Raw genomic sequence first — 16,440 nt, 5'->3', positions numbered from 1 at the left:
CATTCAATACTTTACAAATATGACGCCAGAAAGACGGGAAAAGTTGTTATCTGTACTCAATAAACGCCAAAATGACCTTACGATTGTCCTAGAAAATGTATTTGATCCGCATAATATCTCAGCCGTGATGCGTACCTGCGATGCCATTGGCATACAAGAGATCTTTGTCCTCAATACCCGGATACCCAAACACAAGAAATGGGGGGCCAGGAGCAGCAGCAGTGCCGCCAAATGGCTCACCATCCACCAGTATACGGATGCAGAAGAATGCTTTCAAAAGATCCGGGCTTCCTATAGCCGTATTTTGACGACCCACCTCAGCAGTGATGCGGTTGATCTGTACAGCATCGATTTTACCGGTTCTATTGCCCTGGTATTTGGCAACGAACATTCGGGGGTAACGGATGAGATCAGGGCCATGGCGGATGGCAATTTTATTATCCCGCAGCAGGGTATTATTCAATCGTTAAATATATCGGTAGCTTGTGCGGTAACCTTGTACGAAGCTTACCGGCAGAAAAAGAATGCCGGGCACTATGAACAGCGGAAGTTGGCGGGAGAGCAATTAGGCACACTATTGGATGAGTGGGGCTTCTACGGAGAGGAGAAGGAGATTTAAGAATACAGAATACAGAATACAGAATATAGAATACAGAATATAGAATACAGGAGCCGGAATACAGCAAATAAAATATTTGAAGAAAACGGATATATGGAACAGGAAAAAGATATTGTACAAGCAATTGCCAAGTACCAGTTTGCAGATGTTTTTCAAATGATCGCCAACGGCGAAAAGATACCAGAATCTGCCAACTACTATGCAGTTCGGGCACTCTACGAAAAGATGGTGGAACAAAAGCGCTTTGACCTGTTACATTTGCTGATCGACCGGAAAGAAATACCTACGGACCTGTATGAATACGATACATTCAAGGACAGTGTATTGGAAACGGTGATCAAAAGGATACCGGTTGCGGAAGATTCTTTGAAGGAATTGGAAAAGCTGGTGGGCAGGTTCACCAATATCAACGAGGAGGTGACGGGTCAAACTTTATTGGGTTATGCGGTCAACGAGAAAGTGAAGCCGGGTATCATACAAGCCCTGATCAATGCAGGCTGTGATGCCCAATGGAAAAACCTGGCCGAGAATAACCTGGTTGCACAAACGGTCAACCTCACGATGATGCCCCAGGAAGACCAGTTGGCCTACCTCCATATTTTTCTCTCGGCAGGAGTTGATCCGGCAGAAGTGAATGTGGAGAAGAAAAATGCCTTGCACCTGGCGGTGGAACGCCATAAGATCGAATTGGTACAGCTATTGCTCGATGCAGGCGCCAGGCCCAATGAACAGGATTGGAAAGGCAATACGCCCTATTACTATGCTATTAGTCATACGGGTGGGGGAGAAGAGTTTTACAACAAGATGGCTGCGATAGAGCCGCCCAATTTCTCCCTGGTGAATAATGCGCGGGAAACGCTTTTAAGCGCCTTCCTAAGTTGCATGCAAAGCAGCGAAAAGCAAATCGCTATGCTGGCACGGATGATCGATGAAGGGGCCAACCTGGACGAAGCGGCTGATTATTACAGTAAGCCCAAGACGGGATGGGCCTGGATGGCGGAGAAACCTGTGGCGGTGTTGCAAGCGGTGTTGAACAAGACCGGGCGCGATGTAAATACACAGGACAATGAAGGCAATACCTTATTGCACATGATCTGCCGCATTGACTGTAATTACTCGCATGAGGCAGCAAAGGAAATGTACAGGAAAGTAAAGCTATTACTGGAAGCAGGCGCTGATGTTTCGATCACCAACAACAATGAACAAACAGCCATGATGCTTGCTTCAACCGATAACCTGAAAGGAAAGATCGTGGAACTCTTATTGTCCGCCAAAAAGCAATAAACAGCTCAATATGTCGATGTCATTCATCATCGCCTGCGAAAGCGGCAAACGGAAAATTGCAGAGATATTAATTGCGAATAAGGAAGTAGATGTAAAATATACGGATGAGAAAGGCCGTACTGCTTTGCACTACGCAGCCCATCGTGGGTACCTGGACATTGTGAAGTTGTTGGTGGCTGATGGAGCTGAACTGGATTACGAAGATCACGAAGGGGAAACGCCCTTGTATTTTGCCTGTTTGCAAAAGCAGAAACAAACGGCTTTATACCTGCTGGAACAAGGTGCACGTACAAATATCAATGACTTCAAGGGGAATAGCCTGCTGCACGTGGTTGCGCAGAATGGTCAATTGGAGATTGCCCGGAAGTTGTTGGATAGGGGGGAGCCTGCAGACGCCGCTAACAACGAAGCGGCAACTCCCTTGCAGATAGCCGTGGCTCACAGGAATATGGATATAGTGCAATTGCTGTTGGATAAACAGGCGAATGTTAATGCCAATGATAAGCTGGGCAATACAGCCTTGCTATCGGCCGTTCGCAATAAGCAGTTGCCCATGGTGGAACTATTGCTGAATAATGGAGCCTCGATCAACCACTTTAACCAACAGGGAGAGAACGCACTGTTACTGGCTTGCTATGACAACAATAATGCCCTGGTAAAATTATTGGTAGGCAAGGGGGCAGATGTTACTGTTGCTTCGCGTGAAGGTGTTTCTCCGATATGGTATGCCTGCGGTCATAATCAAAAGGAAATTGTCACCCTGTTCCTGGACAACGGACTGGATGCGAATTACAGCAAACCGGTGAGTGGTAACGATGAATCCATGAACGCCTATATGAACTGGGTGGAAACTGCCAACAATATTGCCATAGAAAGCAGTTTCAGTTTAAACAGCAGTTATTCGTACGGTGGCGAAAGTTTATTGCACATAGCTGCGAAGAAAGGCAATCTGAGTATGATGAAATTGTTGGTAGAACGCGGCGCCCGGGTAAATATACAGGATGAATCGGGAAATACGCCCTTGCATTATGCGGCAGCAAATGGTAAAAAGGATGCGGTGAAATACCTGTTGGAACAAGGAGCAGATCCCACGCTGGTAAACGTAAAAGAGCAGAAGGCTGTCGATTATTCCAATATCAGGGGTTTTAATGAGATCACCCAGTTCATTTTGCAAATGAGCCCCAGGGGCACCACGGTGCAGCCTGTTGCTGAAAAGAAACAGGATGCACCACCCCCGCCTGTTGTTGATAAAAAGCGGGCCTTGCTTGATCTGAAAGAATTGCTGGATGCAGGGGTACTCACACAAGCTGAGTTTGACCAGGAAAAGACTAAAATATTAAATGGATAAGAAGAGAATCCAGCATATAGAATCCAGCATTTAGAATAGCGGTCTTTTGAATTATAGTTTGATCTTACTTTTGAATATGTCTATGAAACGAATTTTGCTGACTTTGAGCTTCGTATTGCTGACTTCATTGCTGTTTGCACAAGTGAAGAAGGTGAAGATCACCGACCTGGAAACTTACATACAGAAGAGCGATCATCCGCTGATGATCAGTTTCTGGGCTACCTGGTGTGTACCTTGTGTAGAAGAGATACCCTGGTTTCAGGAAGGGGTAGCGAAGTTTGCCGATCAGAAAGTAGAATTGATACTGGTAAGCCTTGATTTTGCCAGAGACTACCCCTATAAACTGGAAACCTTTATTAAAAAGAAGAACTGGCAGGCCAGTTTCTACTGGCTGGATGAAACGAATGCGGACTATTTCTGTCCGCGTATACATCCCAAGTGGGAGGGTGGTATCCCTGCCACCTTATTTGTAAATAACAAAACGGGCTACCGCCGCTTCTTTGACCGCGCTTTGACGGATCGCCAGGTAGAACCGGAGATCAAAACCATGTTGAAGGAAGTGAAGGTCAACGGCCGGTAATCCATACTCCATTTCGCATTATTATAATACTGGCCCTGATAATTTATTTATCAGGGTTTTATATTTACGTGCACAAATACCACGAAAGTGTAATAGAGGAGTTCAATCTACTGGCGTAGCTTTACATTTCTACTCCGTATACGGCGCTGCTACTATCTGGTATCCGATTTCCAACATCCTGCATTCGCATCCATTAAAGCTATGGCTATCCTGACCGGATGGCAAGGACCTTTTATTCATAAACCCCAAACTTTCCGTTATGCAGAAAATGTATCGCTATTGCCTGATGCTGTGCATCGGCTTTGCCACGATTGCTTTTGCCGGTTGTAATAAACTGGAGGATTACATCGAAAATAACCCGCTGTCCACTTATGACCGATGCCGTGTAAGCTCCATGACCTATTCGTTTCTCTCTAATGTTATCGGTGTTACGATTAATTACAATGCCTATGGCGATCCTGTAAGTATTGTACAAACACAGTCGGGAACCGGTCATCCGGATGGTATATTCCGGTACGACAATAAGCGCCGGCTGAAGGATTATATTGGTGTGTATGCCGGTGGCGGTAGCTTTGAATTTTGGCACAAGTATTATTATGATAACAAGGGGCGCATCGTTCGCGATACTACGTATACGCTGGGTAATATTGTAAATGATGCCCCGGCTGATTATTATGGTCAATCAGTAACTACCTACGAGTATGATAAATATGGCCGGGTAAGTTATACGAAACACGTATGGTTAGACACGCCTGAATTTCCCTACGAAACAATTTATACGTATGATGCCAAAGGCAACCTGGCGAAACCCGGCCTTGTCTACGACAATAAGATCAGCATTAACCGTACGCACAGGATATGGATGTTTATCACCCGCAATTACAGCCTCAACAATGCCTGGGCCACTGCCTGGAACGATGACAAGCTGCCCACGGCTATGACGCTCAACAGTGAGGGGGGCAACTTTGCAGGATTTTATTATGGCAACCTCGACAACATCGCTTACCAATGTAAAGGCGATTCACCTTTCTAATAATTTGCACTGCTTAGTCCCCGATAGCCCTGCTGTGAGGATTTTGATACGCAAAATTATTTGGTTGACCGTGGCCTGACATTTGATTTCGGGATGTATTAAAATTGCATGAAAAAATTATACGATGGTTGCCTGCTCCTCGGGCTGGGGTATGCAGTGATTGCTTTTACCGGATGTAATAAACAGGAAGCTGACGAAGAAGTCAACTTGCGCAAAGATGCACTGGCGATTAAAAACGAATGCCAGGTAAGTTCCATGACCTATTCGTTTTCTTCCGAACCCATTGGGGTGAACATATACTACAATTCCAAAGGCGATCCTATTAGCATGGTACAAACCAAGCCAGGTACAGGGCATCCCAATGCGATCTTCCGGTATGATAAGAAGCGTCGCCTTACCGATTATATTGGGATCTATGAGGATGGTGGATTTGAGTTCTGGCACCGCTATGTATATGATAAAAAGGATCGAGTGATCCACGATACCAGCTTCTTTTTTGGCGGTATGACAAATGATGAGCCTGAATGGTATATGGACGCGGCTATCGTAAAGTATGAATATGACCAGAAAGGCCGTATAGTGCACACTTCACAGGATTGGTTCAGTACGCCGGGCATGCCCCTGGATACCTATTATTCTTATGACAGCAAGGGCAACCTGGTTGTTCCGGGCGTTGTCTATGACGATAAAGTGTGTATCCATCGCACCAATAAGGTATGGATGTTCATCGACCGGAATTATAGCGAGAATAATGGTTATGCTACTACCTGGCATGATAATGGGCTACCTGCCAGTATGAATTTGAGCGACCAGGGTGGTCAATTTGCAGGGCTTTACTTTGGTAAGCTCGATGGTATCAGTTATCGATGTAAGGGAGATTCTCCGTTTTAAGGAGAAGGGTGAGCCGCCTTTGGAAGGCGACCCACCCTTAAGAAAAATAAAAAAGGTGGGCCACTGTTTAGTAGACGGCCCACCCTTTAAGATTTTAAAAACGGGGTGCTTATGATCTAAGTCTTTTAATAGCACATCCGACCGAACGGGATTGCTTTACACTCACTTCTTTACCGGCACTTGCTTCATTGATGGCTTCTTTCAGGTGTTTGCGGCTTACAGCATCTGCATCATTGGGATTGTCGTCAATGGCGCCATGGTACACGAGTTTGCCTGTTTTGTCAAACAGGAAACACTCAGGTGTACGGGTAGCGCCAAAGGCGTCGGCCAGTTCATTGTTCTTGTCTTCCGCATAATACCATTGAAAACCCTGGCCTTCAGCATACGATTTCATGGCCTCTACAGACTCTGAACTATTACGGTTACCTTCATTTGAATTGAGCAATACCACGCCTACATTTTTGTCCTGTGCGTACTTACATATTTCATTGGTACGGGATTGATTGTTGATCACCACGGGGCAGGTATTACAACTAAACATGACCAATAATCCATTCTCCTTAGCTGCACTTTTTAAGGTGATCTCTTTTCCGGATATATCTTTCAGTTTATTTTCTGCCTTGGGGAGTGGAGCGCCAATAGGAAGCGGGTCATTGTAAACTGAGAAAGCCAGCAATGCTATGACCGGTAGCAACAGGCTTGCCGCAAGCTTTTTCATGTGAATGTGTTTTTATACTTACAAGTTAGCGAAAAAATCACTTCACCAGTTCACCGCCTGTCTCGTGTTTGACCCTTTCGTCAGCCAGGGCCTTGAGGGAGTGTATACTTACATTGAGCTCATAGCCGATCAGTAATACCAGTGAATTGATGTATATCACGATCATCAGCACAATGATGGTGCCAATGGAGCCGTAGAGGGCGTTGTATTTGCCAAACATGCTCACGAAGAGGGAAAAACCAACGGTAGAACAAATGCTGAGAAAGGTAGCAATGATGGCGCCCGGCGATATGATCCGCCAACGCTTCTTGATGGCCGGCGCATATTTGTAGATAAATCCATATGCGTAAAAGACTAGGGCAATTAAGAATCCCCAGCGCAGGGTGCGGATCACCGTTTTAACGAAATCGCTGTTGATGCCCAGCCAATGTAATACAATGCCTTGTAAAGACAGCAGGACCAGACAGGCGAAGATAAGTCCCATCATGAGCAAGGTGAGCTTGATGGCTGTCCAGCGGGTTTGCAGGCCGGTCCTGCGTTGAAAACCGATATAGTTCTTGTTGAAGGAACGCATCAATCCCATCATGCCATTGGAAGCAAAGAAGATGAGTAATACAAAACCAAAGGACAGTAACCCGATCTTGGTATTATCAAAAAAGCTGTCGACAAACTCTATAATACCCTCATTGTATTGGGGCGCCGGGATCATTTCCCGGATAAGGGACCTAAGCTGCCAGCGGATGGATTTCTGCCGGATAAACGGAAGCTGTGGTATGAGGGTGAACAGGAACAGGCAGGTGGGGGGAATGGCCATGATAAAGTTGTAGGAAACGGCCGATGCCCTTTCTGTCAACCCCACTTTATGCATTTGCTGGAAAAAGAAGACGCCCACATCGTACAAGGGCACCCCATCAAAACCTGGCAACACAATGTGTTTACATTTTTCCGTTACGAATCGAACGGGTGGTAAATTCAACAGTATGCGCTCCAGTTTGGTCATAGTAAACCTGGAAAAAGTTTTATTGGTATAAGGTGAGTTGCCCTTGCCGCGCCGGAAAGCAGGGCTGCGGGGCGGCCCACCTTTAAGTTATTTTATTCCGCTTTCTTCTTTCGCCTTCCTGATCGCCTGTTGTGTATCCAACGCTTGCTGAAAGGCTTTGGCATTCAACAGGTGCTGCTGGTAGGTCTCACTGAACACGTGCCGGCCTGAAAAGTCGGGACTGGCCACAAAGTACAGGTATTTTGTTTTAGGTGCGCGTAATACTGCATCCAGTGTTTCCAGGGAAGGGGTGCAGATAGGGCCGGGGGGCAGCCCGGTAACGCGATAGGTATTATAGGGCGATTCCACCATCAGGTGCTTTTCGTAAATACGCCGTAGGGTAAAATCATGCAGTGCAAACTTTACGGTGGGGTCGGCCTGGAGGCGCATGCCCGTATTGTACCGGTTGAGGTATACGCTGGCCATGGTACCTTTTTCCTCTAAGGCGCGGGTTTCTTCCTCCACGATGGAAGCAAGGGTATAGGCTTTCACCGGGGTGAGGCCCAACTGGGTGGCCAGTTCTTTGCGTTCGGGTGTCCACACAGATCTGTATTCGGCATAGAGTTTCTGGAAGATGGCCGGGGGCGTGGTATTCCAGAAATAGGTATAGGTATTGGGGTATACCGTGGCGATGATGGTATTGGTATCAAACCCATAGGTGCGCAGGGTATCTGCATTGAGCATGTACTCCATCACGGCGGCTGAGTCGCACTCAAATTTGCGGCCTATCAGGGCGGCGAGGTTTTCTTTGGTGCGCAGCTTGGTGATCACGAGGTTGACAGGCGCCTGTTTGCCATTGCGGAGCATGCGTACAATATCAGAAAGGCTCATGCCATTTTTGATCTCATAGCGGCCTGCTTTGATCTTTTCCGGCAGGTCCATCCGGTGAGCCAGGAAGTCGAAGGAACCGGGGTTTTTGATGAAATTGCTGTCCTGGATGGTTTTAAAGGCATCCTCATAGGTAGCATGGGCGGTGCGGATATAGAGGTATTTGCTTTTTTCACTGAAATTGGTGTTGGATAGAAAGAACCTCCAGCCAATAAAAGCAGCGCCTGCCAAAAGGATAATTAGGATTATGAGTATCAGCTTCTTCCACATAGGTTATATAAGATTGACACTGTAAAATAGGGAAAGAATACAGAATTTAGAATACAGAATACAGAATGGCTGCCGCGCTTTGGGCAACCTTTGGCTATCGGCGACTCACTGTCTGGCGCAAAGGGTAGTACCAGTCGAAGCAAACGCTTCTGTATTCTGGATTCTGTCTTCTATATTCTGGTTTTCACATAACAAAAAACCCTGCCATATTATTGACAGGGTTAAATATGTTGAGTAAGGAACTGCTTATTTGGTTGCAGGTACCGTTGTGCCGCCGGGTGCGGGTGGGGTAGCTGCAGGTGCTGTTTGTTGTGTAGAAGGCCTGATGTTGGAATCTTTCACATCGCCGGCAGAAGAACTACCGGAAATGAAAAAAGCTGAACACAAACTCAGCACGGCAATGGCTACTGCCATGATCCAGGTGCCTTTTTCCAGTACATCCGTGGTTTGCTTTACGCCCATGAACTGGGAATTGAAACCGGCAATATTACCAGCCAGGCCACCGCCCTTGGGATTCTGGATGAGGATGAACAGGCCCATCGCTATACTCGCTACAATGATCAGGATCAGGAACAAAATCATATCACAATGCTTTTATTTGGTCAATTCGGGCTACAAAATAAGGGCTTTTGGCGGGATTGAGCAAACTTAATTTCTCATAGATCGCAATTGCTTTTTGCTTGCTTCCCTGCTTGAGCCACACTTCGGCCATGGCTTCTGTAAGTACTTCTTTACCTTCTACGGAATGCCCGGCACTTTCCTGGATGGATTGCTGCAGGCTTTCATCAAACGGGTTGGCAACCGGGTCAATCGCTATGGGCGCTATCCGCTTCATGCTGCGCAGCCATTCGGTAAAGCTTTTCAGCTGTAAGCCCAGTTTATCCTTAAAGTCTTCCTGGCGCAGTTTAATGCCCTGGGAAGCAAAATAATCAATGGTATGATAAGGCTCAAAAATGGGCTCTTCGGTTTCGCTGATGACGGGTTTGAAAGTGCCTGTCAGGGATGCCACGGGGGAAACAGGGGATGGTTCAGGAACAGCAGGCGCTTCTGTTGCCTGTGCTTCTATAGGTTCAGGAGGCGCCGACGCTTCAATCGCTTCAGGCTCAGGTGCTGGTTCAAGGTTCGCCTCAGGCGCTGTCTCTATCTCGGGTTCGGGCACAGGAGCAGGAGCTACTTCAATAAGGCTCACCGGTTCCGACACGCCGGGTATCATGATCTCTGTTTCGAGGAGGTCGTCCTCTTCCACCGCCACCTGGGGCGCGAGAGTATCTATAATGGCTTCGGGCGCCATAGTTTCCTGCATCCTTTCAACTACTTCCGGTTCTGCTGGTGCAGGGGGGGCGGGTTCTGTGATCTCCGCAACACGTGCTACAACGGGTTCTTCTTTGTGGGTAGCAGGGATCAGCAGGGTTTCTGTCACCAATTCATGCTCCTGCAGGGCCCAATGAAGCCACAGGGGATTGGTGAACCAGGCTACGGCATTGGCCGATTGCGCGGAAGCGCGATCCGGTGCGGTATCGTGTACCTTTTTGGCCAGCAGCCAGTGACCTACGGAAGAGTAGGGATGGTCTTCTGTAAACTGCTGCAGTACCTGTTCGGGCACCTCCTGCAGGGAGTCTTTCTGGAAAAAGTGCTTGACAATCGTGTGAATATGTTGTTGCATCAAAAGGATTACCAGTTTGAAAAAATACGATTGAACATTTCATCCACCATATTCTTGATGATGGTTTCATTCAATTGTGGTTCGGCCTGGGTGAGCGATAAATTCGCGTCGTAGTCGAAGTTACGGGAAACACTGGCTTCAAAATTCGTCTTGGGATCATTCGGATCCAGGGTATTTTTTAATACGACTTTAATACCTACCGTCAACCGGTTGATAGAGGCTTGTTGCTGTCCCTGGTTATTGGGAGAGATACCCGAGGTGCTCACGCTGTAATCGGTAATGACACCTGATATTTCATAGTGGGCGCCCTCCCGCACGGGCGAAAGCCTTGTCTGGCCTACGATCTTTTGCCGGAGCTTATCGGTGATCTGCGGGCTCAGCTGGGGGTTTACATAGCGGGCTGTATTGGTGATCAGGTCCACCTGGAATGTTTTAACAGCAGGCGGAATACTTACATCCTTGAATGAATAGCAGCCGGTGAAGAGCGCAAATACAGCTACGAGCCACGAGCTGCGAGCTGCGAGCTTCAATACAGTTACGAGCTGTAAGCCACGAGCTGCGAGCCTTCCGTTGCTGGTTGCTTCGCTAAGAGCTACTGTATTCTGTATTCTATATTCTGTATTCTCTATTCTATTACTCCTTAATGTCATATTCTTTAAGCTTACGATATAAGGTTCTTTCGCTGATGCCCAGATCGGTGGCGGCATCTTTACGTTTTCCTTTGTGTTTCTTCAGGGCTTTCATGATGAGGTCTTTCTCCATGTCCATGATGTTGAGTGAATCTTCCACTTCTTCATGGTGGTGAATGGCATCTTCATGGTGAAGCATTACGGGTTGTGCATTGCTTCCTGCAGGTTGGGGCATGATGGCCGGCGACATGATCTCTTTATTGTTCTTGAGCTCATTGATCATCGCCTGGTTTTGGGCCATGCCGGGATTCTGCAATATCTCCACAAACATCTTCTTCAGCTCGGTCACATCTTTCTTCATATCGAAGAAAAGTTTGTACAGTATCTCGCGTTCGTTGTTAAACTCGTGTCCATTGGAGCTTCCGCCACTGTTTACCAACACCGGTAACCGGTTGGAGACATCGCGGTCTGGTAAGAAACGCCTCATCTCCTGGGCCGACACCAGTTTATCGCTGGCAAGAACGGACATTTGCTCTGCAATATTCTTCAATTCACGAATATTTCCGGGCCAGCCATAGTTAATTAACACATCTTTCGCCTCCTCATCCAGCTGGATAGGCGTGGCCTTGTACTTCTCCGAAAAGTCAACTGCAAAGCGCCTGAACAGAAGGGGAATGTCCTCTTTACGATCACGCAGGGCAGGTACCCTGATGGGTACGGTACTTAAGCGGTAATAAAGATCTTCCCTGAATTTGCCATTCTGGGTAAACTCCAGCAGGTCTTTATTGGTGGCGGCGATTACGCGTACATCAGTTTTCTGCACTTTGGAAGAACCCACGCGGATGAACTCACCTGTTTCCAGCACCCGCAGCAAGCGCGCCTGGGTGCCCAGGGGCATTTCACCAATTTCATCGAGAAAGATAGTACCTCCGTTGACAGTTTCAAAGTATCCTTTGCGGGAATCTACTGCACCGGTGAAAGAACCTTTTTCGTGGCCGAATAATTCGGAATCAATGGTGCCTTCCGGAATGGCCCCGCAGTTTACCGCAATAAAGGGGTTATGCTTACGGTTTGATAAAGCGTGAATGATCTGTGAGAAGGCTTCTTTTCCGGCGCCGCTTTCACCGGAGATCAAAACGGTAAGATCAGTGTTAGCAACCTGGCCAGCCACCTGCAGGGCAAAATTCAATGCCGGTGAATTACCAATGATGCCAAAGCGGTTTTTAATTGATTGGATATCCATAGTCACAATTCTTTTAACTCAATTAATCTGGTTTCTCAATTCCTGCCATCATCCTGTTTATATCGTAGCCGGTAGTTACCCAACGATCCTGCCCAGCAGGGTACCTCCGGTACAATCGTCTACTGTAACCATTGCATAATCACCTTTGTTCAGTGCATGCCCGGCTTTTGGAAAAACTACTACTTTGTATTGGCTGGTGCGGCCCATCCAATCATCATCACTTTTTTTGGAATTACCTTCTATCAATACTTTCACGGTGTTGCCAATATCTTTCAGGTTACTCTCGTGGCTCAGTTTCCGTTGCATATTGATGATCTCATCGAGCCTTCTTTTCTTCACATTTTCCGGAATATCGTCTGCATAGCGGCGTGCTGCCAGGGTGCCGGGGCGTTCACTGTAAAAGAACATGTAGCTGTAATCGTAGCCACTGTATTCCATAATGCTGAGGGTATCCTGGTGGTCTTCTTCGGTCTCGGTGCAAAAGCCGGCAATGATGTCGGAGCTGATGCTGCAGTCGGGGATAATGGATTTGATGCGGTCTACCTTGGCCATATACCACTCCCTGGTATAGGTGCGGTTCATGAGTTGCAGGATCCTGGTGGATCCGCTTTGAACCGGCAGGTGTATGTATTTGCAGATGTTCTCGTATTTGGCAATGGTGTGCAGCACCTCGTCGGTAATGTCTTTGGGATGGGAAGTGGAAAAGCGCACCCGCAGCAAAGGGCTGATGAGGGCTACTCTTTCCAGCAGTTGGGCAAAAGTTACTGACTCGGCTCCCTGCTGGCCATTGTTCCAGTAATAGCTATCCACATTCTGTCCCAGGAGGGTTACTTCGCGGTAGCCCTTGTCAAAGAGGTCCTGGCACTCGCGGATGATGGAATCGGTATCCCGGCTTCTTTCCCGTCCGCGGGTAAAGGGCACTACGCAGAAAGAGCACATATTGTTGCAGCCCCGGGTAATGCTCACAAAGGCATTGATGCCATTGCTATTGAGCCTGATGGGGGCAATATCGGCATAGGTCTCTTCACGGCTCAGCAGCACATTCACTGCTTTTTGGCCATCCGTGGCTTCTTCAATGAGGCCGGGCAGGGTACGGTAGGCATCGGGGCCTACCACCATATCTACCAGCTTTTCCTCTTCCAACAGCTTGGATTTCAGGCGTTCTGCCATGCATCCCAATACGCCGATGAGGGCGCCGGGATTTACTTCCTTGGCTCCCCGCAGGTATTGCAGGCGGTGGCGCACGGTTTGTTCGGCTTTTTCCCTGATGGAGCAGGTATTGATCAGTATGAGGTCGGCTTCTTCGAAGTTCTTAGTGGCGCCGAAACCATTCTCATTCAATATGGAAGCGACGATCTCACTATCGGAGAAATTCATGGCGCAGCCATAACTCTCTATGTAAAACTTCTTGCCATAGGTAACAGGTTCATGCACAAATGGGCTGTAGGCCTCTCCCTGGCGACTTTCGTCCTGTTTGGTATGGGTAATCAGATCCGGCATCAGTTGTTCAAAATTTGGAAGTGGCAAAGATAGCTAAAATGAGGGATAAATGATGACAGGATGGCAGGGTAATACCCCCGAAGGAATGTATCCGGAAAAAGCGTCTTAAGCTTTGCCGGGGAGAAGGGACGGTGAAAAGGAGGTATTGGGGCCTTTATGGGAACGGTCCCAGGCCGTTCATACCAGAAAACGACTGTTTTACCCACTAAGCTGTTAGATAATTTTTACGAAAAGTTAACTTTACCCTTACATGACCCTTCTATACCGATCCTTCTTATTGATATTTTTCATTATAATGGCGTTTTCCTTGCAAGCGCAGGAAAATGGGGCGGCCAGTGCGCCGGGTATTATCACCGGTAATATCCTCGATGAAAAACAGAAGGCGGTAGGTGATGCCACGGTGGAACTGCAGTTCCTCGCAGATACGCTCACCAAAAAGACCACGATCTCCGATAAGAACGGCAATTTTACGCTCTCCAATATTGCTTTTGGCTGGTACCGGCTCCGGGTCACCTATGTGGGCCTGCAGCCGCTGATCATTGATAGTCTTCATTTCCGCACGGAAAGGTTCGACTTCAACATGAACGACCTGCTGATGAAACAGGGGGGCAAGGACCAATTGGATGAAGTGGTGATCTATGCAGAGAAGCCATTGATCCAGAGTAAGGATGGGAATATCACTTTCAATGCGGGGGAGTCGGCCCTCAGTGCCGGCGCCACGGCCAGTGAGTTGTTGAAAAGTGTGCCACTGGTGGCCAATGATCCCGATGGAAAAGTGGTGGTGCGTGGAAAGGAGCCTAAGATACTGATCGATGATAAACCGGTAGACCTGAATGCGCAGCAGTTGCAGGACTTCCTGGAATCGATGCCAGGCAGTATGATCGAACGTATTGAAGTAATGACGAACCCGCCGCCCCAATATGCCAATGAGCAGGGTGGGGTGATCAATATCATTACCCGCAAAGGCAAGGTTGGCGCCAGCGCCCGGGTAACCGTTACTGCCGGCACCAATGGAGAAAGGAATGTGAGTGGCAACCTCAATTACCGCAAGAAGGGACTGGCCATCAACCTCAACCTGAATGCAGGAGCCAACCGGGTAAATGGTTATGGTTATTCCAACCGCGAGAATATTTACAAAGACTCCTCCAACTATTTCAACAGCACGAATAGTTATCGCAACCGCAATACAAGACCAGGGGCGCGGCTGAGCATTGATTATGATATTGACCGCTACAATATCGTGAATGTATTGCTGCTGTTTAACCACAATGATTTCAGGAACCGCAGTGAGAATGAATACACGAACCTGAATCGTAATGAAGAGATATACAAGCTGAGTAACCGGTATGTGGAAACGGAAGGACAGAATGTAAACCCCGCCATGAACCTTACGTATACCCACCGGGGTAAAAAGCCGGGGGAGACGCTGCGGCTGATTGCGGGAGCCAACTATTCTTATAACCAGAATGACCGCACCTTCTTCCAGCAGTTCCTGAAGCCAGATCGATCGCCTACGGGCATTGATTCTACGCAACAACAATTGAATGATAGCTGGAACCATGGGTACAGCTTACGCATCAACTATGATAAACTGCTGGACAATAAGACCACTTCTATTTCGGCTGGTGTGGCTACGGTAACGGATGTCAGTCATGTGGTGTTGAATACGCAGTACATGAAAAAGCCGGAGAATGAATATGTAAAGAGTGACCTGTTGAGTAATGATTTTGGATTTAACCAGGCAGTACACAGTGGCCGGCTCTCTATGAAACAAGTGATCACGGAACAGATGAGTGTTACGGCCGGTATAACGGCGGAGGTAACAGATATCCAGTTTGACCTGAAAGATAAGTCACAGGTGAAGAATGATTATACGACCTGGCTTCCCTTTGCCAATTTCAATAAGCGCTGGGAAGAGGTACTTAACCTGAGTATTGCTTATCGCAAAACGATCCGCCGGCCGGGTATTGCACAACTGAACCCCAGTATTGATTATGGCGATCCTAACAACCTGCGGTATGGCAACCCGGAACTGGCGCCTACTACGGCGCATAATTTTGACCTGGTGCTGGGCCGCAATGGCGATAACTATTATACGAACCTGGGTGTTGGCTATAATATTGTACAAAGCATCTTTAGCCAGATCAGGAACCTGCAGCCGGATGGTAAAACGGAAACTACCTGGCAGAATATTGATGACCGCCATGAGTATGAAGTAAGTACCTGGAGTGGGTATACGGTATCCAAACAATTCCGTATGAACTTCAGCGCCAGCTATACGTACAATAAGTATAGCCTGTATGATAAGACGAAGAACAAGTACCGCGATGGCGGCACGTTCACCACCAGTTTTAATACCAATTATTCACCGAAGGATGTGTGGAACTTCAATGGCAACTTTACGCTCAACCGGTTTGCCAATCCACAGGGCACCGTAAGGAGTAATATCCGTATGAACCTGGCGCTGCAACACAAAATGTTTAACAAGCGGCTGGTGCTTACGCTCAATGCTATTGATCCTATCTTCCAGCAGAAATATACCAGTTATACTTTTGGTCCCAATTACAATATTGAATCCTTCAGCAATGCGCGCACGCGCAGTTACCGGTTGACGGTAAGTTACGCCTTTACGAACCTGGCGGGGGGGAATAAAAAGAAGCCGTTGCCGGGTAAAGCGACACAGGCTGTGCAGAAGAAGAAAGGCATATAGGCAACGAGGCAACAAGGCAGCGAGAATACAGCTTCGGGCTGAGGCGGCGTGCTGTAAATAATCGTTAAAAAGGGTATACAGCTTG

Annotated in this window: 15 protein-coding genes; 7 read left to right on the top strand and 8 right to left on the bottom strand. The window is 47.6% G+C overall.

Annotation, left to right across the window (positions count from 1 at the left end; all coding sequences use genetic code 11):
* Nucleotides 1-19 precede the first annotated feature (19 nt).
* The 6 genes from D3H65_RS13395 (at nucleotide 20) to D3H65_RS13370 (ending at nucleotide 5,755) form a co-directional block, all read left to right on the top strand.
* Nucleotides 20-619, top strand: coding sequence for a TrmH family RNA methyltransferase (locus tag D3H65_RS13395; protein WP_119050805.1), 600 nt, complete (start codon nucleotides 20-22; stop codon nucleotides 617-619).
* Nucleotides 620-712: 93 nt separating this feature from the next.
* A complete protein-coding gene (locus tag D3H65_RS13390; RefSeq protein WP_119050804.1) occupies nucleotides 713-1,903 on the top strand; it encodes an ankyrin repeat domain-containing protein in 1,191 nt (396 codons plus the stop codon).
* 10 nt (nucleotides 1,904-1,913) lie between these two features.
* Nucleotides 1,914-3,251: an ankyrin repeat domain-containing protein gene (locus D3H65_RS13385; protein ID WP_119050803.1), complete on the top strand. Its 1,338-nt coding sequence runs from the start codon at nucleotides 1,914-1,916 to the stop codon at nucleotides 3,249-3,251.
* Nucleotides 3,252-3,333: 82 nt separating this feature from the next.
* A complete protein-coding gene (locus D3H65_RS13380) occupies nucleotides 3,334-3,831 on the top strand; it encodes a TlpA disulfide reductase family protein (protein ID WP_162915613.1) in 498 nt (165 codons plus the stop codon).
* A gap of 259 nt (nucleotides 3,832-4,090) precedes the next feature.
* On the top strand, nucleotides 4,091-4,864 hold the full coding sequence (locus D3H65_RS13375) for a hypothetical protein (protein WP_119050801.1): 774 nt from the start codon (nucleotides 4,091-4,093) through the stop codon (nucleotides 4,862-4,864).
* Between the two features lie 108 nt (nucleotides 4,865-4,972).
* Complete coding sequence (locus D3H65_RS13370) at nucleotides 4,973-5,755, top strand: hypothetical protein (protein ID WP_119050800.1); 783 nt, start codon at nucleotides 4,973-4,975, stop codon at nucleotides 5,753-5,755.
* Nucleotides 5,756-5,864: 109 nt separating this feature from the next.
* On the opposite strand, the gene D3H65_RS13365 is transcribed toward D3H65_RS13370, so the two are convergent.
* The 8 genes from D3H65_RS13365 to miaB form a co-directional block, all read right to left on the bottom strand.
* Nucleotides 5,865-6,473, bottom strand: coding sequence for a thioredoxin family protein (locus D3H65_RS13365; protein ID WP_119050799.1), 609 nt, complete (start codon nucleotides 6,471-6,473; stop codon nucleotides 5,865-5,867).
* 37 nt (nucleotides 6,474-6,510) lie between these two features.
* Entirely contained in the window at nucleotides 6,511-7,473 is a 963-nt protein-coding gene (locus D3H65_RS13360) for a YihY/virulence factor BrkB family protein (RefSeq protein WP_119050798.1), read from the bottom strand.
* A gap of 87 nt (nucleotides 7,474-7,560) precedes the next feature.
* A complete protein-coding gene (mltG, locus tag D3H65_RS13355; RefSeq protein WP_119050797.1) occupies nucleotides 7,561-8,610 on the bottom strand; it encodes an endolytic transglycosylase MltG in 1,050 nt (349 codons plus the stop codon).
* 246 nt (nucleotides 8,611-8,856) lie between these two features.
* A complete protein-coding gene (secG, locus tag D3H65_RS13350; RefSeq protein WP_119050796.1) occupies nucleotides 8,857-9,192 on the bottom strand; it encodes a preprotein translocase subunit SecG in 336 nt (111 codons plus the stop codon).
* A 1-nt stretch (nucleotide 9,193) separates the two neighbouring features.
* Complete coding sequence (locus D3H65_RS13345; protein ID WP_119050795.1) at nucleotides 9,194-10,273, bottom strand: hypothetical protein; 1,080 nt, start codon at nucleotides 10,271-10,273, stop codon at nucleotides 9,194-9,196.
* A gap of 8 nt (nucleotides 10,274-10,281) precedes the next feature.
* A complete protein-coding gene (lptE, locus tag D3H65_RS13340; protein ID WP_119050794.1) occupies nucleotides 10,282-10,923 on the bottom strand; it encodes an LPS assembly lipoprotein LptE in 642 nt (213 codons plus the stop codon).
* Nucleotides 10,907-12,145 carry a sigma-54 interaction domain-containing protein gene (locus D3H65_RS13335; protein WP_119050793.1) on the bottom strand — a complete coding sequence of 413 codons (1,239 nt, stop codon included), beginning with the start codon at nucleotides 12,143-12,145 and terminating at the stop codon, nucleotides 10,907-10,909. The genes lptE and D3H65_RS13335 overlap by 17 nt, the downstream gene beginning before the upstream one ends.
* Before the next feature lie 75 nt (nucleotides 12,146-12,220).
* Nucleotides 12,221-13,645, bottom strand: a complete 1,425-nt coding sequence (miaB, locus tag D3H65_RS13330; RefSeq protein WP_119050792.1) for a tRNA (N6-isopentenyl adenosine(37)-C2)-methylthiotransferase MiaB — start codon at nucleotides 13,643-13,645, stop codon at nucleotides 12,221-12,223.
* 295 nt (nucleotides 13,646-13,940) lie between these two features.
* Between miaB and D3H65_RS13325 the strand changes: the two genes are divergently transcribed.
* Nucleotides 13,941-16,355: an outer membrane beta-barrel protein gene (locus tag D3H65_RS13325; protein ID WP_162915612.1), complete on the top strand. Its 2,415-nt coding sequence runs from the start codon at nucleotides 13,941-13,943 to the stop codon at nucleotides 16,353-16,355.
* Nucleotides 16,356-16,440 lie beyond the last annotated feature (85 nt).

Origin of the sequence: Paraflavitalea soli, assembly GCF_003555545.1 — a bacterium.
GTDB classification, from domain to species: Bacteria; Bacteroidota; Bacteroidia; order Chitinophagales; family Chitinophagaceae; genus Paraflavitalea; species Paraflavitalea soli.
The sequence above is the reverse complement of the archived record's forward strand: the minus strand, read 5'-3'. Positions and strand labels throughout refer to the sequence as shown.

What these genes read in the sequence shown, in the direction of transcription:
- D3H65_RS13395 (WP_119050805.1), top strand. Translation starts at nt 20, where the DNA reads ATGACGCCAGAAAGACGGGAAAAGTTGTTATCTGTACTCAATAAACGC.
- D3H65_RS13390 (WP_119050804.1), top strand. Translation starts at nt 713, where the DNA reads ATGGAACAGGAAAAAGATATTGTACAAGCAATTGCCAAGTACCAGTTT.
- D3H65_RS13385 (WP_119050803.1), top strand. Translation starts at nt 1,914, where the DNA reads ATGTCGATGTCATTCATCATCGCCTGCGAAAGCGGCAAACGGAAAATT.
- D3H65_RS13380 (WP_162915613.1), top strand. Translation starts at nt 3,334, where the DNA reads ATGAAACGAATTTTGCTGACTTTGAGCTTCGTATTGCTGACTTCATTG.
- D3H65_RS13375 (WP_119050801.1), top strand. Translation starts at nt 4,091, where the DNA reads ATGCAGAAAATGTATCGCTATTGCCTGATGCTGTGCATCGGCTTTGCC.
- D3H65_RS13370 (WP_119050800.1), top strand. Translation starts at nt 4,973, where the DNA reads ATGAAAAAATTATACGATGGTTGCCTGCTCCTCGGGCTGGGGTATGCA.
- D3H65_RS13365 (WP_119050799.1), bottom strand. Translation starts at nt 6,473, where the DNA reads ATGAAAAAGCTTGCGGCAAGCCTGTTGCTACCGGTCATAGCATTGCTG.
- D3H65_RS13360 (WP_119050798.1), bottom strand. Translation starts at nt 7,473, where the DNA reads ATGACCAAACTGGAGCGCATACTGTTGAATTTACCACCCGTTCGATTC.
- mltG (WP_119050797.1), bottom strand. Translation starts at nt 8,610, where the DNA reads ATGTGGAAGAAGCTGATACTCATAATCCTAATTATCCTTTTGGCAGGC.
- secG (WP_119050796.1), bottom strand. Translation starts at nt 9,192, where the DNA reads ATGATTTTGTTCCTGATCCTGATCATTGTAGCGAGTATAGCGATGGGC.
- D3H65_RS13345 (WP_119050795.1), bottom strand. Translation starts at nt 10,273, where the DNA reads ATGCAACAACATATTCACACGATTGTCAAGCACTTTTTCCAGAAAGAC.
- lptE (WP_119050794.1), bottom strand. Translation starts at nt 10,923, where the DNA reads ATGACATTAAGGAGTAATAGAATAGAGAATACAGAATATAGAATACAG.
- D3H65_RS13335 (WP_119050793.1), bottom strand. Translation starts at nt 12,145, where the DNA reads ATGGATATCCAATCAATTAAAAACCGCTTTGGCATCATTGGTAATTCA.
- miaB (WP_119050792.1), bottom strand. Translation starts at nt 13,645, where the DNA reads ATGCCGGATCTGATTACCCATACCAAACAGGACGAAAGTCGCCAGGGA.
- D3H65_RS13325 (WP_162915612.1), top strand. Translation starts at nt 13,941, where the DNA reads ATGGCGTTTTCCTTGCAAGCGCAGGAAAATGGGGCGGCCAGTGCGCCG.